This is a genomic window from Kutzneria kofuensis (assembly GCF_014203355.1).
Taxonomy (GTDB): Bacteria; Actinomycetota; Actinomycetes; order Mycobacteriales; family Pseudonocardiaceae; genus Kutzneria; species Kutzneria kofuensis.
This window is the reverse complement of the sequence record NZ_JACHIR010000001.1, coordinates 7,679,860-7,700,389: the sequence shown is the minus strand read 5'-3', so window position 1 is coordinate 7,700,389 and position 20,530 is coordinate 7,679,860. Positions and strand designations below refer to the sequence as shown.

16 protein-coding genes are annotated in these 20,530 nt (G+C 70.2%); 4 read left to right on the top strand and 12 right to left on the bottom strand.

All coding sequences use genetic code 11. The features are described from left to right. Positions 1–10: 10 nt before the first annotated feature. From BJ998_RS35145 to BJ998_RS35125, 5 genes are all read right to left on the bottom strand, one after another. A complete protein-coding gene (locus tag BJ998_RS35145; RefSeq protein WP_221338226.1) occupies positions 11–2,248 on the bottom strand; it encodes an exo-beta-d-1,3/1,6-glucosidase in 2,238 nt (745 codons plus the stop codon). Positions 2,249–2,265: 17 nt separating this feature from the next. Continuing rightward, a complete protein-coding gene (locus BJ998_RS35140; RefSeq protein WP_221338225.1) occupies positions 2,266–3,510 on the bottom strand; it encodes an MFS transporter in 1,245 nt (414 codons plus the stop codon). A 356-nt stretch (positions 3,511–3,866) separates the two neighbouring features. Beyond that, positions 3,867–4,361 (bottom strand): DinB family protein, encoded by a 495-nt coding sequence (locus BJ998_RS35135; protein ID WP_184867605.1) that lies wholly within the window; start codon positions 4,359–4,361, stop codon positions 3,867–3,869. A gap of 14 nt (positions 4,362–4,375) precedes the next feature. After that, positions 4,376–5,341 carry an SDR family NAD(P)-dependent oxidoreductase gene (locus BJ998_RS35130; protein ID WP_184867604.1) on the bottom strand — a complete coding sequence of 322 codons (966 nt, stop codon included), beginning with the start codon at positions 5,339–5,341 and terminating at the stop codon, positions 4,376–4,378. Between the two features lie 41 nt (positions 5,342–5,382). After that, on the bottom strand, positions 5,383–5,967 hold the full coding sequence (locus BJ998_RS35125) for a TetR/AcrR family transcriptional regulator (protein WP_184867603.1): 585 nt from the start codon (positions 5,965–5,967) through the stop codon (positions 5,383–5,385). Positions 5,968–6,163: 196 nt separating this feature from the next. Between BJ998_RS35125 and BJ998_RS35120 the strand changes: the two genes are divergently transcribed. Beyond that, positions 6,164–9,553, top strand: coding sequence for a discoidin domain-containing protein (locus BJ998_RS35120; RefSeq protein ID WP_221338224.1), 3,390 nt, complete (start codon positions 6,164–6,166; stop codon positions 9,551–9,553). Positions 9,554–9,612: 59 nt separating this feature from the next. Here the strand turns inward: BJ998_RS35120 and BJ998_RS35115 are convergent, their stop codons facing one another. Genes BJ998_RS35115 through BJ998_RS35105 form a run of 3 tightly spaced genes read right to left on the bottom strand, consistent with a single transcriptional unit; the run spans position 9,613 to position 12,792 of the window. Continuing rightward, the gene (locus BJ998_RS35115; RefSeq protein ID WP_312890473.1) at positions 9,613–10,437 is read right to left on the bottom strand and encodes an alpha/beta fold hydrolase; all 825 of its coding nucleotides are present in this window, start codon (positions 10,435–10,437) and stop codon (positions 9,613–9,615) included. A 49-nt stretch (positions 10,438–10,486) separates the two neighbouring features. After that, the gene (locus BJ998_RS35110; protein WP_184867601.1) at positions 10,487–11,077 is read right to left on the bottom strand and encodes a TetR/AcrR family transcriptional regulator; all 591 of its coding nucleotides are present in this window, start codon (positions 11,075–11,077) and stop codon (positions 10,487–10,489) included. Between the two features lie 17 nt (positions 11,078–11,094). Then, positions 11,095–12,792 carry an amidohydrolase gene (locus tag BJ998_RS35105; RefSeq protein WP_184867600.1) on the bottom strand — a complete coding sequence of 566 codons (1,698 nt, stop codon included), beginning with the start codon at positions 12,790–12,792 and terminating at the stop codon, positions 11,095–11,097. 299 nt (positions 12,793–13,091) lie between these two features. Here BJ998_RS35105 and BJ998_RS35100 point away from each other — a divergent pair, with 299 nt between their 5' ends. Next, positions 13,092–15,854 (top strand): glycosyl hydrolase 2 galactose-binding domain-containing protein, encoded by a 2,763-nt coding sequence (locus tag BJ998_RS35100; RefSeq protein WP_184867599.1) that lies wholly within the window; start codon positions 13,092–13,094, stop codon positions 15,852–15,854. A gap of 40 nt (positions 15,855–15,894) precedes the next feature. On the opposite strand, the gene BJ998_RS35095 is transcribed toward BJ998_RS35100, so the two are convergent. Further along, entirely contained in the window at positions 15,895–16,728 is an 834-nt protein-coding gene (locus tag BJ998_RS35095; protein WP_184867598.1) for a class I SAM-dependent methyltransferase, read from the bottom strand. Positions 16,729–16,741: 13 nt separating this feature from the next. After that, the gene (locus tag BJ998_RS35090; RefSeq protein ID WP_184867597.1) at positions 16,742–17,395 is read right to left on the bottom strand and encodes an HAD family hydrolase; all 654 of its coding nucleotides are present in this window, start codon (positions 17,393–17,395) and stop codon (positions 16,742–16,744) included. Positions 17,396–17,513: 118 nt separating this feature from the next. On the opposite strand from BJ998_RS35090, the gene BJ998_RS35085 reads away from it, so the two are divergent. Both BJ998_RS35085 and BJ998_RS35080 read left to right on the top strand, forming a co-directional pair. Further along, a complete protein-coding gene (locus BJ998_RS35085) occupies positions 17,514–17,669 on the top strand; it encodes a hypothetical protein (protein WP_184867596.1) in 156 nt (51 codons plus the stop codon). Between the two features lie 37 nt (positions 17,670–17,706). After that, positions 17,707–17,967: a DUF4235 domain-containing protein gene (locus BJ998_RS35080; RefSeq protein ID WP_184867595.1), complete on the top strand. Its 261-nt coding sequence runs from the start codon at positions 17,707–17,709 to the stop codon at positions 17,965–17,967. Positions 17,968–17,970: 3 nt separating this feature from the next. On the opposite strand, the gene BJ998_RS35075 is transcribed toward BJ998_RS35080, so the two are convergent. Then, entirely contained in the window at positions 17,971–19,026 is a 1,056-nt protein-coding gene (locus tag BJ998_RS35075; RefSeq protein ID WP_376775957.1) for an alpha/beta hydrolase, read from the bottom strand. 10 nt (positions 19,027–19,036) lie between these two features. After that, a complete protein-coding gene (locus BJ998_RS35070) occupies positions 19,037–20,308 on the bottom strand; it encodes a cytochrome P450 (RefSeq protein WP_184869136.1) in 1,272 nt (423 codons plus the stop codon). Between the last annotated feature and the right edge of the window lie 222 nt (positions 20,309–20,530).

Here is a 20,530-nt window from a genome sequence, read left to right as displayed (position 1 = left end):
CCCTCCAACCTCAGGAGATGGTGAACTTGGCCGCCAGCAGGTCCCGCGGCCGCGAGGAGTGGCCGACCAGCAGCTCGAAGTCGCCGGGTTCGACGATCCGCGCGCCGTCGGCGGTGACCAGCGTGCAGTCGGCGGCCGGCAGCTCCAGCGCCACCCGCACCGACTCCGCCGCCGGCACGTCGACCTGCTTGTACGCCTTGAGTTCCCGGTCGGCCCAGGTCACCGAGGTGATCAGGTCCCGCAGGTACACCTGCACCGTCTCCCGCGCCGGCCGGGCGCCGGTGTTGGACACGGTGACCTCGGCGCGGACGACGTCCGCCGGGCCGACGGTCGGCGTGAGCACGGTCAGATCCGAGTACTCCAGGGTGGTGTAGCTCAGGCCCTCGCCGAAGGCGAACATCGGGTCCTGGGTGAGGTCGGCGTAGCGGTGTCCGTGCTGGCCGCGGATCTGGTTGTAGTAGATGGGCTGCTGGCCGACGTGCCGTGCCACCGAGATCGGCAGCCGGCCGCTCGGCTCGATCAGGCCCAGCAGCAGTTCCGCGACGGCCCGGCCGCCCTTCATGCCGGGGTTGAACGCCTGCACGATGGCGGCGGCGTTCTCGGCCGAGGGCGGCAGCACCAGCGGCTTCGAGCTGATCACGACCACCACGACCGGCTTTCCGGTCCGCGCCAACGCGTCCAGCAGCGCGATCTGCCCGCCGACCAGCTCCAGCGTCGCCGTGGACCGGGCCTCGCCGACCAGGCCGATGGTGTCGCCGACCACCGCGACGACCACATCGGACGCCTCGGCGGCGGCGACGGCCTCGGCGATCAGCGCCGGGTCCGCCGGCTCGGGGTGCACGACCTCGGGCGCGGGCTGGCCGTCCGGCAGCACCGGACCGTCCGGATCCGGGCCGAAGGAAGCGATCCGGGCGCCGAGCGCGTAGTCGACCGTCCACTCGGGAGGGACGACGGCGCGCAGACCGTCCAGCACGGTCTCGGTGAGGTGCCGCGGGTGGCCGTCGGGCAGCCAGTCGACCTGCCCGGAGGCGCCGGCCCAGTCGCCCAGCTGCGCGTCGACGTCGTCCGCGTTCGGGCCGACGACAGCGATCCGCACCTTGTCGCCACCCAGCGGCAGCGTGCCGTCGTTGGTCAGCAACACCAGGCTGCGCCGCGCCATCTCCAGGTTGACGGCGGTGTGCTCGGCCTTGCCGACGTGCAGCTTCTGCCGCTCCGGGTCGGGCAGGCGGGGGTTCTCGAACAGGCCCAGCTCGAACTTCAGCGTGAGGATCCGGCGCACGGCGGCGTCGATGTCCTCCTCGGACAGGATTCCCCGCGCGACGGCGTCCTGCGCTCCCTGGAAGAACTGCGGTGTCGTCAGCACGAGGTCGTTGCCGGAACGCACCGCGAGCGCGGCAGCCTCGGCGTGGTCGGCGCAGATCTGCTGCTCCCACACCATGCGGCCGACGTTGTCCCAGTCGGTGACGAGCGTGCCGGAGTACTTCCACTCGTCCCGCAGGACTTCCCGCAGCAGCCACTGGTTCGCGGTGATCGGCACGCCGTCGATGGACTGGTAACCGATCATGAACGTGCGGCAGCCCTCACGCGCCACCCGCTCGAACGGCGGCAGGAACCAGGAACGCAGCTTGCGCCGCGAGATGTCGGCCTCGGTGGCGTCGCGGCCGCCCTGCGTCTCCGAGTAGCCGGCGAAGTGCTTGGCGCAGGCCAGGATCGCGGTCGGGTCGGACAGCCCGTCGCCCTGGTAGCCCTTGACCATCGCCGACGCGTACTCGCCGATCAGGAACGGGTCCTCGCCGAACGTCTCGTCCACCCGACCCCAGCGCAGGTCCCGCGCGATGCACAGCACCGGCGAGAACGTCCAGTGCACGCCGGTGGTGGACACCTCGACCGCGGTCACCCGCGCGACCTGCTCCACCAGCGCCGGGTCCCAGGAGCACGCCATGCCCAGCTGCGTCGGGAAGATGGTGGCGCCGGGCCAGAACGAGTGGCCGTGGATGCAGTCCTCGCCGGTCAGCAGCGGGATGCCCAGCCGGGTCTTGCTCGCCAGGTCCATCGCCAGCACCAGGTTCTCCGGCGAGGTGTGCAGGATGGCGCCGACGTGGAAGTCGTCGATCAGCTCCCGGACGCCGCCGCGGGCGTCCAGGTGCAGCATCTGACCGATCTTCTCCGGCAGCGTCATCCTGGCCAGCAGGTCGTCGATGCGCTCGGCGACGGGGAGGGCCGGATCACGGTAAGGCTGGTCGACCACCTGCGTTGCTCCTGTCTTCACTGGTTGTCGAGGGTCCGGTGGCGGTCCGGGGCTTCGGGCGCGAGCGGACGGGTGGCCGCCGCCAGGCACAGCGCGACCACCTGCAGCGCGGCCACCACGAGCAGGGCGCGCAGGATCGTCACGTGATCACCCAGCAGGCCGAGCAGCGGCGGCCCGGCGAAGCCGGCGATCTTCGCGACCGAGGACGCCACGGTGACCCGGCCGGCGGCGTGCGCCGGGTCGTCCGCGGCCGCGCTCATGCCCACCGGATAGCCGAAAGCAACGCCGACACCCCACAGGGCGGCCCCGACGAAGGCTAGCGGAACGGCCGGGGCGAAGATGAAGAGCAGAAGGCCGGTGACGGCGATGCCGCCCTGGATTCTCAGCACGATCACGCGGCCGAAGGTGTCCAGCAGCCGCGGCCCGAACCACCGGGTGGCCGTCATCGCGGCCAGGAACGTCGCGTACGCGACCGTGCCGAGCGCGGGCGGGGTGTGGTAGCCGTCGACGAGGCTGACACCCGTCCAGTCGTTGCCGGCGCCCTCGCTGAAGCCGGCGGCCAGCACGAACACGCCGATCATCAGCGTGCGAGGCTCGAGCCAGTAGCGCAGGGTGCGGTGCGGCCTCGGATTGTCCGATGTGGACGGAAGCTCGTCGGGCAGGAAGCCGCCCACGGCGTAGGGCAGCACCGCCGCCATCGCGATCGCCACGAGCGTCAGGTGCACGGCTACGGGCACGTCCAGCTGCACCATGGCCGCGCCCAGCAGCGCGCCCGCCACGGTGCCGATGCTGTAGCCGGCGTGGAACCGCGGCATGATCGACCGGCCGAGCCGCCGCTCCACCACCGTGCCCTGGATGTTCATCGCGACGTCCCAGGACGAGCTGAAGAAGCCGAACAGCAGCAGACCGGCGACCAGCAACGGGACGCCCAACCGATCGCTGAGACCGATCATGACCAGCGCGACGCTCGATGCGGCGGACATCCACGCGACCGTGCGGCGTTGGCCGAGCCGGTTCACCACCCGTCCGGAGAACGGCCGGGAGACCAGCGCGCCTGCCGCCCCGGCGAGCAGGATCGCGCCCAGCTGGCCGGTGTCGAGGCGGAGGTCGTCCCGGATCTGCGGAATGCGGGCGAGCCAGCTGGACAGGAGCACGCCGCAGCCGGCGAAAGCGATGTAGGTGGCCGTGGTGGCGGCGCGCACGGCCGCCGGCCGCGGCGCGGCCGGTTCGGCAGTGGTCATGGCGGCGCGTCGCCCGGGCACGCAGCAATTTCTACCATATGGTCAAGATTGGTGGAAGCGCTCTCAAACAGTGGTCGCGACGGCGCTGCCCACAGTGTCCGGCACGCGGACGGGTTTTGTGGCGATCAGTGGCCGGAAGTCACTCCTTCCGTCCAGTGATCGTCCAAGAGACGGGAAGCTCCCCCTCGCGGCAGACTGGGGTAGCTGCCGCGGGAGGGAGCTGGCCTGGCGGATCGTCGTGGCGTATCCACCAGTGACGTTAGGACCGCCGACCGGACCGGACAATGCGGCCGACCGAATCGGGGCCACGACACTGCCCGAACGCCCGCGATCGCCGTCGAAGCGCCGCGAACATCCGGTCGACCGGCCAATTCCGGTCAGGCCAACTGGCCGCGCATGTCCTGCAGATGGTGCCGCGCCTCGTGCACGGTGTGCACGGCCACCCAGCGCAGCGACGCCCGGTGCGGCTCCGGCCACGAGTACACCATCTCGTTGTCCCAGTCGTCGCCGAGCCGGTCCAGCACGTTGCCGAACAGCTGCGCGGCGTCGGTCACCTGTCGAGCGACGTCGTCGGGATTCTGCTCCGCGTAACCCTCGTGCTCGACCCGGACGTCACGGCCCATGGTCACACAGACGAAACCGTTGTCCCGGCGCGCCTGCAGCACCCGCTCGCGCTGCACGAGGAACACGTCCCGGAGATGGCAGGCGTACTCCAGCGGCGACCACAACTCCGGCCGGCGGCGCGTGGCGAGGTCGCCCGGCGTGCCGAGCACGGCGGCGACCTCACCGGCCAGCCGCCGGATGTCGCCGGCGGCGGCCGTCGCGTCGTCGAGGTCGTAGCGGAAGCCGCATTCGGCGCAGAGATCATCCACGCCGCGATGGTATTTCAGGCGAACGCGTTCACGCCGGTCAGTTCCGCGGACAGGGTCCACAGCCGGTCGGCCTGCTCCGGGTCGATCGCGTACGCCTTCACACCGGACCAGGTCGTGGCCGGATCGGCGTCCGCCGGGATGAGCTCGGCGAGGTCGCAGTCCTCCAGGTACACGCCGCCCATGCCGGCCAGCTGCGGCGAGGTCGCGGCGAACACGGTGGTCGCAGCACCCTGCTGCGGGGTCTTGAACTCGACGAGCTGGTTGCCGTCCTCGTCGATCCAGCCGCGCTCGATCATCTCCTCGCGCGACAGGTGCCGCTGCAGCGGCGTCCAGATGCCGCCCGGGTGCAGCGCGAACGCGTGCACGTTCTTGGCGGCGCCGAGTTCGTTCAGCTTGACGGCGAACAGGACGTTCGCGGTCTTGGCCTGGCCGTAGGCCTGCCACTTGTCGTAGCCGTGCTCGAACTGGACGTCGTCCCAGCGGATCGGCGAGAAGAAGTGGCCGCGCGAGGACAGCACGACCACCCGGGCGCCGTCCGCGATCGCCGGCCAGAGCCGGTTGACCAGGGCGAAGTGGCCGAGGTGGTTGGTGCCGAACTGGGCCTCCCAGCCGGGACCGACGCGGGTCTCCGGGCAGGCCATGATGCCGGCGTTGTTGATCACGAGGTCGAGTTGGCGGCCGGTGGCCAGGAAGCGCTCGGCGAAGGCGCGGACGCTGTCCAGGTCGGCCAGGTCCAGCTCGTCGATCTCGACGTTGTCGATGCCGGCCAGCGCCTCCTCGGCGGTGGCCCGGCGGCGGGCCGGCACGACCACGTGCGCGCCGGCGTCGACCAGGGCACGGGTGGTCTCGATGCCGATGCCCGAGTAGCCGCCGGTGACCAGGGCGAGCTTGCCGGTCAGGTCGATGCCGGCGAGGACGTCGGCCGCGGTGCTCTTGGCGTCGAAGCCCGTGCCGATCTTGTGCTGTGCGGTCGTTGTCATGCCCTCGACGCTAGAAGCTGGAGTGCACTCCAGCGCAAATCTCAGGCGTAGTCGATCAGGTCGAAGCCGTGGTCGACGATGCGGTCGAAGTCCTGCCCCGGGTCGGCGGCGACCAGCCGCACGGCCGTTTCCAGCACGCTCACCGTGAGCTCCGCCAGCAGCGGCGCCGTGAGGTTCGCGTCCTCGCGGTCGGCCAGGCGGGTCCTCAGATGGGTCTCCACCAGCCGCAGCCACTCGCTCCGGATCTCGTAGGCCTGGCCGAGCAGGGTTCGGGATCCCGTCATCAGCCTCGCGTACTCGACCGTGCGGGCCCTCGTCGGCTCGTCCATGCCCGCCACGTGCGCCTTCACCGCCGCCTTCAGCGCCGCCAGGACCGGTTCACCCCCTCGGGCCCGCAGTTCCTCCGCGAACGCCGCCCGCCGCTGCTCGTCGTCGAAGTTGAGGACGTCCTCCTTGGCCTTGAAGTACCGGAAGAAGCTCGCCCTCGACACCTCCGCTCGCGCCGCGATGTCGTCCACCGACGTCTGCTCGAACCCCTGCCGGGCGAACAGTTCGAACGCCGCCTCCCGCAGCGCCCCCATCGCCGCCAGCTTCTTCCGCTCGCGCGGCCCCATCGGTTCGGTCATGCGGCAACCCTAACAATGCTGAGACTCCAGTCTCCGAATACCGGACGATGCCGACGGGAGGCCGACGGGAGGCGGCCGAGACGCGAACCGAGCCGGCCCATTGACAGCGCGGAACCGGTGGCGGACGATCCCGAGAGAGCGCTCTCCCACTCCCTGTCGAGCGCTTCACCAGGTCCCTGCGCCCGAAGGAGCTCGCGTGCGGCACCGAAGAGTCCGTTTCGGAGAGCGCTCTCCCCTACTCCTGCTGGCCCTGACCGCCTCGCTCGTGCTGGCCCTGTTCGGCGGCGCGGCCACGGCGAACGCGGCGGCGTCCCTGCTCTCCCAGGGCAAGGCGGCCTCGGCGTCGTCCACCGAGAACGCCGGCACGCCCGCCTCGGCCGCAGTCGACGGCAACACCGGCACCCGCTGGTCCAGCGCGGCGTCGGATCCCCAGTGGCTGCAGGTCGACCTCGGCGCGACGGCGTCGATCACCCAGGTCGTCCTGCAATGGGAAGCCGCCTACGCCTCCGCGTTCCAGATCCAGACCTCGGACAACGGAACCACCTGGAACCCCATCTACAGCACCACCACCGGCACCGGCGGCACACAGACCCTGAACGTCACCGGGACCGGCCGTTACGTGCGGATGCTCGGCACCGCCCGAGGCACGGGCTACGGCTATTCGCTCTGGGAGTTCCAGGTCTTCGGCACCGCCGGCAGCGGCGGCGGCTCGTCCTGCGGCACCGCCAACGCAGCCCTCGACCGGCCGGCCTCCGCGTCCTCGACGGAGAACGGCGGCACCCCGGCCGCCGCGGCCGTCGACGGCGATCCCGGCACGCGGTGGTCGAGCGCGGCCTCCGATCCGCAGTGGCTGCAGGTCGATCTCGGCTCCAGCGTGACCATTTGCCAGGTCGTGCTGCGCTGGGAAACCGCCTTCGCATCGGCGTTCCAGATCCAGACCTCCGACAACGGAACCACCTGGAACCCCATCTACACCACGACCGCCGGCGCCGGCGGCACGCAAACCCTGACCGTCGCCGGCACCGGCCGCTACGTCCGCATGTACGGGACCGCCCGCGGCACCGGCTACGGGTATTCGCTGTGGGAGTTCGAGATCCACACCGGCGGCAGCGGCTCCGGCGGTGACGGCAACTGCGGCGCCAACAACGCCGCACTCGGCCATCCGGCGACGGCGTCGTCGGTGCAGGACAACGACGCCAGCTACTCCGCCCCGTACGCGGTCGACGGCAGCAGCGTCACCCGCTGGTCCAGCGCCTACGCCGATCCGCAGTGGCTGCAGGTGGACCTCGGCGCGAGCCTGCCGGTCTGCAAGGTCGTGCTGCGCTGGGAGAACGCCTTCGCATCGGCGTTCCAGATCCAGGTCTCCGACAACGGATCCACCTGGAACCCCATCTCCGCCACCACCGCCGGCATTGCCGGTCGGCAGACGCTGAACGTATCCGGCACTGGCCGGTACATCCGCATGTACGGCACCGCCCGGGCGACGGCGTACGGCTACGCGCTCTGGGAGTTCGAGGTCTACACGGTCGGCGGCGTCACCGCGACCATCCCGCCGCCGCCTTCGCAGCCCGCGCCGGGCAACTGCCCGTGGCTGAACACCACCGCGCCGACGGCGACCCGCGTCGCGCAGCTGATGGGCCAGATGTCGTTGCAGCAGAAGGTGTCCATGCTGCACGGAACCAACGACCCGAACTACATCGGCAAGATCTACGGCATTCCGGCGCTGTGTATCCCGGACGTCAACTTCCAGGACGGGCCGGCCGGTGTCGGCGACGGGCTCGGCGGCGTCACCCAGATGCCGTCCGGGCTGGTGTCCGCGGCGACCTTCGACACCGACTACGAGCGGCAGTACGGCGTCGCGGTCGGGCAGGAGTTCGCCGGCAAGGGCGTCGACGTGTCGCTCGGCCCGACGATCAACATCGTCCGGGACCCGCGCTGGGGCCGGTCGTTCGAGACGTTCGGCGAGGACCCGTACCTGTCCGGGCAGATGGGCGCCTCGGACATCGCCGGCATCCAGAGCCAGGGTGTGATGGCCGAGGTCAAGCACGCGGCGGCGTACAACATCGAGCAGCCCGCCGGCACCGTCGACGTCGACACCCGGACGCTGCAGGAGATCTACCTGCCGGCGTTCCAGACGTCGATCGAGCAGGGCGGCGCGGCCGCGGTGATGTGCGGCTACGCCAACGTGAACAACGTGCCGTCGTGCCAGAACCCGGCGATCCTGAACACGCCGCTCTACCAGCAGGCCGGCTTCACCGGGTTCGTCACCTCGGACTGGGGTGCGATCCACTCCACCGTCGAGTCGGCCAACGCCGGCCTGACCGTGGAGATGCCCGGCGGCTACTACTACGCCGACTACCTGATCCAGGCCGTGCAGGACGGCCGCGTCGCGCAGTCCACTGTGGACACGATGGTGTCACGGGTGCTGACGCAGATGTTCCGGTTCGGCATGTTCGACAAGGCGCCGACCGGTTCACGCAACGCCATCGTCACCACGCCCGCGCACACCGCCGTCGCGCTGCGCGGCACCGAAGAGGGCACGGTGCTGTTGAAGAACAACGGCGTGCTTCCCTTGAACGTCAACAACCTCGGTTCGATCGCGGTGATCGGCGTCGACGGCGGCCCTGGCGCGCAGACCATCGGCGGCGGCAGCGGCACCGTCACCAGCGCCGGCACGTACACGCCGATCATCGGCATCCAGGAACGGCTGGCGGACACGAACGTGCAGGTCGCCTACAACGACGGCACGGACCAGGTTTCCGCCGTCACCCTGGCACGGTCGTCGTCGGTGGCGGTCGTGTTCGCCAGCGACAACTACGGGCACGAGGAGGCCGACAACGCGTCCCTGAACCTGCCCAACAATCAGGACGCACTGATCTCCGCCGTGGCGGCGGCCAATCCGCGCACGATCGTCGTGCTCAACAACAACGCCGCGATCCTGATGCCGTGGCTGAACCAGGTCGCCGGCGTGTTCGAGGGCTTCTACGACGGCCAGGTGTGGGGTCAGGCCATCGCCGCGCTGCTGTTCGGCGACGTCAACCCGTCCGGGCACCTGCCGATCACCTTCCCGACCTCGCTGTCCGCGGTGCCGGCCAACACCCCGGCGCAGTGGCCGGGCGTGAACGGGGCCGTGCAGTACTCCGAGGGACTTCAGGTCGGGTACCGCTGGTACGACGCCCAGAACGTCACGCCGCTGTTCCCGTTCGGATTCGGCCTGTCGTACACCAGCTTCTCGTTCAGCAACCTGTCCGTCGGGGCGCTGGTGAACGGCCGCTCGACCGTCACGGCGACGGTCACCAACACCGGCAGCCGGGCCGGCACCGAGGTCGCTCAGCTCTACGTCGGCGATCCAGGCTCCGCCGGTGAGCCGCCGCACCAGCTCAAGGGCTTCCAGCGGGTGACGCTCAATCCCGGCGCCAGCGCCACCGTCACCTTCACGCTGACCGCTCGAGACCTCGCGTCGTGGACCTCGAACGGCTGGGTCGCCGGCGCGGGCAACTACCAGGTGCTCGTCGGCGATTCGTCGCGCAGTCTGCCGCTGTCCGGCGGTCTGACCGTGTCGAGCCCGATTCCGGTTCAACCGTAGGGATGCTTGCCCACCGGCCTTCCCCGTTGGCCGGTGGGCACGTGCGAAGATGGAGACGGTCAACGGCTGTCGCACACCAGCCGGATCGCCGACGCCATCTCCGCCGGCCGGTCCAGCGGGATCAGCGTGTAGCTGTCCGCAACCTCCACCAACTTTCCACGCGGCAACAACTCCGCCAGCCGCCGGCCGTGCTCGACCGGCATCACCCGGTCCTCGGCCGCCCACACGACGACCGCCGGCCCGTCGAACCGAGCCATCGCCGCCGACGCCTGCTCCAGCTCCACGCGGAAGCCGCCAAGGGAACGCAGCATTCGCACGGCGTCCCGCCGGATCTCGGGCCGACCGAGCACCGGCCGGATCCACTCCCGCACCACGGCGTCGCCCCGTTTGGTCAGCCACCCGAACGAGATCGGCAGCCGCCGCACCAGCCGGACCCGCATCTGCTGCATGAACGCCCCGAACAGCCCCGGCGACAGCTTCCCCAGCGACACCAACGTCTTCCCGGTCAACCCCGGCGGGAAGTTGTCGAACGCGTCGCACGAGGCCAGCACGATCCGGGCCACCCGCTCGTCCTGCGCCAACAGCTGCGCCAACGCGCCGCCGGTGTCGTTGCCGACCAAGGTGACGTCACGCAGATCCAGCCGCACCAACAACTCCCGCACCAACCCGGCAATCGCCGGCAGCGAAAGGTCCCCCGTCACCGGAATCCGGTGCGCCCCCAGCGGCAGCGTCGGCACGACACACCGGTACTCCCCGCCCAGCAGCTCGACCGTCGCGTCCCACAGCGACGAATCCATCAGCAACCCGTGCAGCAGCACGACCACCGGCCCGGATCCCCGGTCCGAGTACTCCAGCACACCGCACGACAGCTCGATCTCGGCCACGGCGCCTCCCCACGTGTCCGGCAAAGTGAACCACATGGTTCGCAACTTGTCAGCTCTCGGCCGCCTCCAACAGCGTGACCAACGCGTCGAACCCGGCATCCGCGCTGGTCACGTCCCCGACGAGCCGCTCAAGCAGGAACCCGCGCAGCGTCGCCAACACCATCGCCGCCATGCCCCGCTTCCGCGACTCCGACCACCCGGCGGGACAGGCGGCCATCAGCACCGGCAGGTACTGCCCGGACGCCTCCCGCCCCAGGTCGCGGTGCCGGTCCGGGTCGTGCATCGCCAACCCCATCGCCTGGTCCAGCACCCGCTGCAGTCCGGTCTCCTCGGCCACCAGCGTCGGCCACACCGTCCGCACGAACGCGGCCAGCCCGCCGCCCGGCACCGCCACCGCGGCCAGCGCGTTGTCGATACGCCGCTGCCGCAGCCGGAACACGGCCTGCCGCAACAGGTCCTCGGCGCCTTCGAAGTGGTAGAGCAGCACCTTGTGCGTGGTGCCGGCCGCCCGCGCGGCCCGGCGCAGCGAGAAGTCCACCAGCCCGTTGACCGCGAGATCCTCGGTCACGAGTTCGAGCAGCTCCTGCTTGCGCGCCGCGCCGCGCGGCGACCCCGCGGACCGCCTGTACCCCGCCGTCATGGTCGCAAGCTAACCGGTCACGTCACGGGCGGCAGGTCCGGGCCGACGGAACCCAGCTGTTCCAGCGACACCACCTCGGGCACCGGCCACGTCACGCCGGCCGGCGGCCAGTGCTGGCCGGTCTTGGCGAGGAAGTCGGCGGGCGGCTCGTACAGCGGCGGCTGCTGGCCGTCCGGGATCAGGCTCTGCCACTGCACGCCGGCGGTCCGCGCCTGGAACTCCTGCTTGAACTGCGCCAACAGGTCCGGCTGCGTGATGAGGTCGACGGCCGTCGCCGCGAGGTACCGCGCCGCGGACAGCAGCCCCTGGTGCCCGATGTTGGACGCGGCCGTCGCCGTGACGCCCCAGTTGTGGTTGGGCGTGCCCGGCGGGAACGTCGCCACCAGCGCCGACGCGGTCGGCACGTGCCAGCTGACATCCGCCGTGTCGGTGGAGATCCCGCCGCCGAACGCGGGCGGCGGCGGGTTCAGCGGCACGATCGTCGTGGGCATGCCGATCTCCGGCTTGCCCAGCGAGTGCTGGATGGCCTTGGCCAGGGCGTTGTCCGCGGCGGTGAACACCGGCGGCCCGATCCTGGTCATGTTGTCGTTCATCAGCTCGGCGCCGAACTTGTTGCCCAGCGAGTTCCACGTGGCCGAGTGGAACTTGTGGATCAGCTTGGTCTGCGAGGCCTGGGCCGCCGCCTGCGCGCACGCCACGATCTTGTCGTAGAGCACCTTCAGCCGGGCCGGGCTGCCCTCGCGCACGAAGAACCAGATGCTGGCCATGTCCGGCGTCACGTTCGGCGCGCCGCCGCCGTTGATCACCGCGTAGTGGAACCGCCCGGACGGCGCGACGTTCTTCTCCCGCAGGTACTCCGACATGGTGGCCATCAGCAGCGCGCCGTCGAGGCCGCTGCGGTTGCCCAGCGGCGTCGCGCCGTGCCCGGCCGCGCCGAGGAAGGTGAACGTGGCCGAGGTCAGCGCGCTGGTGGTGTTCCAGAACGCCAGGGTGGCGCCGAACGGGTGCCAGTCCATGAACGCGTCCAGGCCGTCGTAGACCCCGGCCTTCACCATGTACGGCTTGCCGACCAGCTGTTCCTCGCCGGTGGTGCCGAAGACCTTGACCGTGGCCTGCAGGCCCTGCGCCCGGATCGCCTGGCTGACGGCGATGGCCGCGGCGGTGCCGCCGGCGCCGAGCGTGTTGTGCGCGTCGCCGTGGCCGGCGCCGTAGGTCGGGCCGTAGGCGTCGTAGTTGTAGACGAGCGGATCATGGCTGCTCACGCCGCTTTTCTGGGACAGCCCGGGCAGCGCGTCGTACTCGGCGTTGAATCCGATGACCGGACCACCGGATCCGTAGGTCGCCACGAATGCCGCCGGAAAGCCGCCCGCGCCCCACTGCACGGTGAAGCCGTACTTGGTCAGCAGCGACGCGACGGCGAGGGAGGACTGCCATTCCCGCAGCGAGAGCTCGGCATACTGCCAGATCCGGTCACCCAGGCCGGTGATCTCGTCGGCGTGCGAGCCGATCCAGGCCAGCGCGGTGGATTTCGCGTCGCCGTCCCTGGCCAGTCCGGTGGGCGCCTGATAGGTCGCCGGCGACACGCCGGCCTTCTCGTCGTACGCCAGCGTCGCGCCGAGCACCGGGTCCGCCGCGGCGATCGCCGCGGTGCTGGCCGCCGCCGTCAGGCCGAAGCCCTGCAACAGTCTTCTGCGGCCGATCTCGTAGCTGCTCACACCCGCCCCTTGTCCACTGTGGACTCCTCAACTGGTACGAAGATCACCGTACCTTCGATCTGAGAGAGCGCTTCCACTTCGAAGTCGTCCGGCCGCCGAACGCGACCCCTTCGATCAGCCATCGCATTCGCACCGGTAAACCGGGCGAAATGCGCGAACGCGGCCGGACTATTGACAGCCGTCGCCGACACCCGCGAGGCTGTTCGATTATAGGAAGGAAACTTTCCTAATACTGGTCCAAGCAGCGGAACGCCGCCACCGCCGCTCGCACGTGTCACGTCGTCCGCTAGGAGCTGACCATGAAGCGAGTCATCGGCGCGGTGCTCGGCGCCGCGCTAGCGCTGGTGGGGCCGACACCCTCCAGCGCGGCCGCCGCCCCGCCCGGCCTGACAACACTGGGCACCGCCGGCTGGACGGTGCTCAGCAGCGCCACCGCGACGCAGGGCGGCGCGAAGATCTCCACGCCCGGCTTCGACACCTCGAACTGGCTGAAGGTGCGCCCGGACGACGCGGGCGCGCCCGGCACCGAGATCACCGCGCTGCTGCAGAACGGCAAGTGCCCGGACGTGTTCTTCGCGGACAACATGAAGAAGTGCTTCGGCACGCAGAAGAAGAACTCCGGCCCCGTGACCACCGCCCAGTTCGCCACGCCGTGGTGGTTCCGCACCGACTTCACCGCCTCGCTGGCCGCCGGCCAGTCGGCGTCGCTCGTGGTCAACGGCGTGGTCGGCGAGGCCGATGTCTGGGTGAACGGCAAGGAGGTCGCCACCTCCTCGACGGTGACCGGCGCGTACACCAAGTTCACCTTCGACGTCACCGGCACCCTCAAGTCCGGCGCCAACTCGCTGGCCGTCGAGATGTACCCGAACGACCCGTCCAAGATGCTGACGCTGGACGACGTCGACTGGAACCAGCTGCCGCCGGACAACAACACCGGCATCCAGTTCCCGATCCAGCTGCTGGTGGCCAACGCCCTGTCCATCGGCAACGCGCACGTGGTGCAGAACAACGCCGCCGACCTGAGCAGCTCCAAGCTGACCGTGAAGGCGGACGTGACCAACGCGGGCGGCAGCAGCCAGACCGGCACCGCGACCGCGACGATCACTCCCCCGTCCGGCGGCACGCCGATCACGGTCAGCCAGAGCGTCACCGTCGCCGCGCATTCCAAGGCCACGGTGACGTTCCCGGTGCAGACGATCTCGCACCCGCAGGTCTGGTGGCCGTACCAGATGGGCGCGCAGCCGATGTACACATTGGACACTTCCGTCAACGGCGGCAACGGCACCCACGAGCAGTTCGGCATCCGCACCATCACCACGAAGCTGATCGGCAAGGCCCCGATCGCGCCGGACGGCGTGCGCCAGTACTCCGTCAACGGCGTGCCGTTCGTGGTGCGCGGCGGCGGTTTCGCGCCGGACCTGTTCCTGCGCTACAACTCCGCCGACGTGTCCCGGCAGATCGCGCTGCTGAAGAACATGGGGCTCAACGTGATCCGGCTGGAGGGCCACCTGCTGCCGGACGACTTCTTCCAGCAGATGGACAAGGCCGGCATCCTGATCGACTCCGGCCAGCAGTGCTGTGACTTCTGGGAGGATCCGGGCACCGCGCAGGCCACCCTGGACCTGCTGCGGCTGTCCGCGCAGACCATCGGCGAGAACGAGCGCGACCACCCCAGCGTGTTCACCTACAGCTGGAGCGACAACGAGCCCAGCGCCGAGGTGGAGAGCGCCGAGCTGGCCGGCTTCAAGGCCGCCGACTTCAGCCAGCCGATCATCGCCTCCGCCGAGTACAAGAGCAGCCCGCAGCTGGGCCCGGCCGGTGAGAAGGAGGGCCCGTACGACTACGTGCCGCCGAACTACTGGTACGACACCAGCCACTACGACAGCGGCGACGACAGCCGCACCAACGCCGGCGGCTCCTGGGGCTTCGACAGCGAGCAGAGCGCCGGCGACACCGTGCCGACGCTGGACTCGATCAACCGCTTCCTGTCCGCGTCCGACCAGTCGCACCTGTGGCAGAACCCGGACTTCAACCAGTACCACGCCAACTACGAGACCGGGCACGGCGGCTACAAGTTCGGCACGCTGTACACCTTCGACACGGCGCTGACCAACCGCTACGGCAAGTGGTCCGACCTCGCCTCGTACGTGCAGGAGGCGCAGGTGCAGAACTACGAGAACACCCGCGCCCAGTTCGAGGCGTTCCTGGACCACTCCACCAACGCGGCGGCCCCGTCGACCGGCACGATCTACTGGCAGGCCAACAAGGGCTGGCCGACGCTGCTCTGGGACCTGTACAACTACGACGGCGACCAGGCCGGCAGCTTCTTCGGCGCGAAGAAGGCCAACCAGTCGCTGCACGCGCTGTTCGCCATCGACAACAACACGGTGACCCTGGACAACCTGTCCGGCGCCACCCAGTCGAACGTGTCGGTGGAGGCGAAGGTCTACGACACAGAAGGAAAGGTGTTGGACGACCAGGGCGTCAACGGCCTGTCGCTGAGCCCGCAGCAGGTGCGCAACGCGGTCGTCAAGCCGAAGGTGCCGACCAGCGCACCGGGAAACGTGTACTTCGTCGAGCTGCTGGTCAAGCAGGACAACGCCGTGGTGGACCGCAACGTGTACTGGCAGCCCACCAAGCAGGACGCGGTCAACTGGTCGTCCACTTTGGGCAATCCGCAGGCGACCATGTCGCAGTACGCCGACCTCACCGGTCTGAAGTCGCTGAAGGCGGCCACCGTCTCGGCCACCGCCACGACGTCCTCGGCATCGGGGCCGGACGGCGCGGACCGGGTGACCAAGGTGACGATCACCAACACGTCCACCACCCCGACGGTCGGCTTCTTCCTGCGGGCGGACGTGCGGCGCGGCACCTCGGCCGGCGCCGAGCAGCCCGGTGACAACCAGGTGACCTCGACCCTGTGGGACGACAACGACATCACGTTGTGGCCCGGCGAGTCGCAGACCCTGACCGTCACGTGGAAGTCCGGCGACCTCAACGGGGCGACCCCGGTGGTCAGCGTGAGCGGCTGGAACGTCGGCAAGATCGACGTGAAGGCGTGAGGATCACCCGGCGGCGTCCGGAAAGGACGCCGCCGGGTGATCACTGGGCGATCAGCAGGAAGGCCGGCGAGGACCAGTAGTCGTGCAGCGTGGCGACGGAGACGGTCCGGTAGCCGGCCTTCTCCAGTTGCGCCCGCCACGCGGCGGCCGGCTGCTCCCAAGTGACGCGTCGCGCGCCCGGGGTCAGCTGGCCGACCAGCACCGGCATCAGGAAGCCTTGGGCAACCAGGTCCCGGTCCTCGGCGTACTCGGACAACCCCCGTTCGTACGTCTCGGCGAGAAAGCGGAGATGCGCCGGGCTGCCGTGCTCGACGGCCGGCACGTCGAAGTCGACGATCACCAGCCGTTCGGCGCGGTCCCGCAGCCGGGCAAGGACTTCCGTGCGCTCGTCGTGCCGAATGGTGTGCATGGCGAAGGTCGACTCGACGAGGTCGAACTCGGTGTCCACATCGGACAGATACAACTGCACTGTGCCGGCGTAGGCCCGCGTCGGCGTCAGGTCGCGGACGGCCCGGGCCAGCAGCGCCGCCGACGGCTCGACCAGCGTCAGCTCATCGGGCAGATGTCCGCTGCTGGCAAGGGCATTGCGGACGACGCGGCCATCCCCGCAACCGATGTCCGCCAGCCGCGACGGGGCCAGTTCGCGGTACTGGTCGGCCAGCGCGTCCTCGACCGCCGCGTACAGGCCGACATTGCCGCCGCCGCTGATGAACGCCTCGAACGCCGCCGGCTGGTCGTACACCGAGCCGGCCGCCTCGTTGTCCAGGTACGCCGTCAGGGCCCCGGCCAGCAACGACGTGCCGGCGGCGGCCAGCTGCCGTGCCCGTCGGCGGTCGCCCTCGGTGAGCGCGGTCAACGCGTCGACATCGGTCATGCGGGGGATGATGTCAGACGAGCTCCAGCACGTCCCGGAGTTCGGCCCGCAGCGACGAAGGGTCCTCGTACACCCGCACCGCGCCGGCGTCCCGCAGTTCCGCCTCGCCGAAGCCGCCCGTACGCAGGCCCACCGTGGGAATGCCCAACTTGCCGGCGGCCTCGCAGTCCCAGACGGAATCGCCCAGGGCGAGCGCCCGCTCGGCCGGCACCTTGTGCAGCGCGACGCCCAGCAGGTCCGGCGCCGGCTTGGTGGCGTCCACGTCCTCCGACGTCGTCCAGCCGTCGGCGAGATCGCGCGCCCCGAGCAGGTTCAGGTAGTGGTCGACGTGCTCCGGCTTGCCCGAGCTGGCCAACACCAGCCCACAGCCCAGCCGTTTCACCTCGACCAGCAGGTCCCGCGCGCCGGTCAGCGGCACGATCTCGCCCAGCAGCGGCTTGACCTGCTCCGCCCATGCGGCTCGCACATCGTCACCGTGCACCAACTCGACGCGCTCGCCGGCGACGGCCTCCACAAGTTGGTCGCCGCCCATGCCGATCGCGCGGTGAATCCGCCAGATCGGCACGGTGACGCCGACTTCTCGGAACGCGCGGAACCATGCCACGGCATGGTGGTAGTTGCTGTCGACGAGCGTGCCGTCGACGTCGGCAAGCACAACCGTGTCCACACCAGGGGATTACCGCAGCCGGCGGCACCGAAACTCCTGATGTTAGTCCGAATGGCCGGTTTCCGGCATTGACAGGACGGTCATCCGGTTGTCGACATCGAACGAAGGAGGTCGAGCCGTGATCACCCTCGGGGTAATCCTGCTGATCGTCGGCTTCATATTCAACATCCCCGCGCTGTGGACCATCGGCATCATCCTGGCCGTCGTCGGCGCGATCCTGGCGATCGTGGGCGGCACCGGCCGCCGCATCGGCGGGCGCGCGCACTGGTACTGACGGTTTCGAGCAGGCCCGACGGTGGCACCCGGCCGCCATGGGCAAACTCGGTTACAAGGCAATCGGAATGCTGCTGAGCGTGATCGCCGGCGCCGCCGCCGGAGCCGTGTCCAAACGGCTCTGGCGGGTGGCGACCGGCGATCACGAGACTCCGACGGCGACCGACCGTCAGCAGGGCTGGGGCCGCGTGCTCGCGGCCGCGGCCATCGAGGGCGCGGTGTTCGGCCTGGTCAAGGCCGCGACCGACCGCGCAGGCGCGAAAGCGTACGAGCGGGTCACCGGCGAGTGGCCGGACTAGACCTCAGATGCCCAACGTGGAGCCGAGCCAGGCGCGGGTCGCGTCCCGGTAGTCGCCGGCATTGCGGTGCAGCGCCAGGGAATGGCCCGCGTTGGGCAGCACGTACACCGACAGCTTCGCGGCGGCGGAGTAGAACGGGGCCTCCTGGGCCCGCAGCGCCGCCGCCGACGAGCAGTCACGCAGTGCCAGCAGGCCGCAGAACAGGATGTCGTCCTGGCCGACCGCCTGCAGCACCGGCACGTTGATGCCCAGCGTCACCGGCGCGACGATGCCGAAGACCGCGACCGTGCCCATGCCCGGCACCGACACCTGGTCCTTCGTCGCCTCGTCGGCGGCGATCACATTCGGGTCCGCGTCTTCGGCGTTGTAGAACAGCGGTCCGCGCGCCCCCGGCTTCGTGGTGAAGTACAGCGGGTCGCCGGGGTTCTGCACCGACGACAGGAACGCCGGCACCAGGCCGAGCGCCGCGCCCAGCCCCAGCGCCGGAACGGACGGGATGTGCGTGACGCCGGTCAGGACCACGCCGTCGACATCCTTGTACGTCGACGCTTCCGAGGCGACGAGGCCGGAACCGACCGAGTGTCCGACGATCACCACCTTGTCGAAGTGGATGCCGCCCACGGCGCCGCTCCGTAGCTGCCCGACCACCTCGTGCAGCGCCTCCGCCTCGGCCCAGACCGTCAGCGGCAGGCTCAACGGGTGGCTGCTCAGGCCCGCCCCGAGCACGTCGACCGCGAACGTGGCGAAGCCGTGCTTGGCCATGTCCCGCTGGTACGAGTACTGATCCGGCTCGTACGGCAGATCCCAGTACGCGCTGTTGTACGTGCCGCCGTGCACCAGCAGCTGCACCGCCGACGGGACCGTCCCCTCCGGCAGGCACAACTGGCCGTGCATCGTCGCCGGCGACGTCAGCAGCCGCACCACGGACGCCGAGCTCACCGGGAGATCCGCCTGCGAGCAGTTCGCCGCCGACGCGACCGCGGCCGGCGGCGCGACCGCCCCGCCGACTCCCGCGACGCAGGCAAGCACCAGCACGGCAAGCTTGCGGACAAGCCTCACGACAACTCCCTCAGTGGCGTGGCACAACTGTCATCGGCAGCCGGTTGGGCTGCATGGTGGCAGCCAGCCGCGGCTTCACCTTCGTGCCGGGAACGGGCACGAGCCGCCAGCGGGCGGCGATGGTGGCGGCGACGACCGCGATTTCCGTCTGGGCCAGAAGATGTCCGGGACACAACCGCGCCCCGGCACCGAACGGGATGAACGCGCCGCGCGGCAGCTTCTCCGCCCGCGACGGCAGCCAGCGGTCCGGGTCGAACCGGTCCGGATCGGGGAACCAGCGCGGATCCCGGTGCAGCGTGTGCTGGCTGACCGCGACCTCGGTGCCGGCGGGGATCCTGACGCCGCCGAGGGTGACGTCGGTGCGGGCCCGGCGCATCAGGATCAGCGGCGGGTTGCGGCGCAGGATCTCGTTGACGAGACGCTGCGTGTACTCGAGCCGCGGCAGGTCGGCGAACGTCACCGGCCGGCCGGCCAGCACCTGGTCGATCTCGGCGTGGAACCGGTGCTCGATCTCCGGGTCCTGCGCGATCTCGTGGAAGAACCAGGACAGCGCGACGGCGGTGGTCTCCGCGCCGGTGGTGAGGATGGTGACGACCTCGTCGTGCACCTGCTCGTCGGTCATGCCCTCGCCGGTGTCCTCGTCGCGGGCCATGAGCAGCATCGACACCAGGTCGCCGTGATCGGTCCCGGCCTCGCGCGCGGCCAGCACGACCCTCGGGATCACCTCGCGCAGCCGCGCGGCGGCCGCGTCGAACCTCCGGTTGCCGGGGATGGGCAGGCGCTCCACGAACCGCGGCGAGAACGCCCGTACCAGCACATTGTCGAGCAGATCCGGGACGCTGCGCTGGATCTCGTCGAGCACGTCCTGGCCGAGTTCGGTGGCGAACAGCGTGCGGCCGGCGATGCTGAGCACCAGGTTCTGCATGTGCTCGTCCACGGCGACGACCTGGCCGGCTTTCCAGTCGGCGATCGAGTTCCGGGCCAGCCGGACCATCGTGGTCTCGGCGTAGGAGGCGATCCGGGTCCGGTGGAAGGCCGGTAACACCAGGCGGCGCTGCCGCTTGTTGAACTCGCCGTTGGAGGTGGCCAGGCCGTTGCCGAACAGCGGGCGCATCTTGTCGAAGACGATGCCCTTGTCGTAGCTGTCGGCGTCCGCGGCGAGCAGCCGCATGGCCAACTCCGGGCTGGTCACCATGTACACCGGCAGCGGGCCGAGGTAGATCTTGACGACCTCGCCGTACGCGGGCAGCGAGGACAGGAAGCGCAGCGGTCGTCGCAGCATGGCGGAGGTGTGGCCGATCACGGGCCGCCGGCCGGGGACGACCGGCGCGTCTTCGGTGACGTTCTGCTTGGCGGACAACCCTTCCCACCCCACGATCGGTCGCGGCCGGTTCACGATAGGGGTACCGGCGCGCTACTGCGAGTGGCTGCGCCGAGGTCCACCCGATCGGGTTGCGATTGGCTCCCCCGACCCGGCCCGTCTAGCCTCACCTCGGTCGGGCGC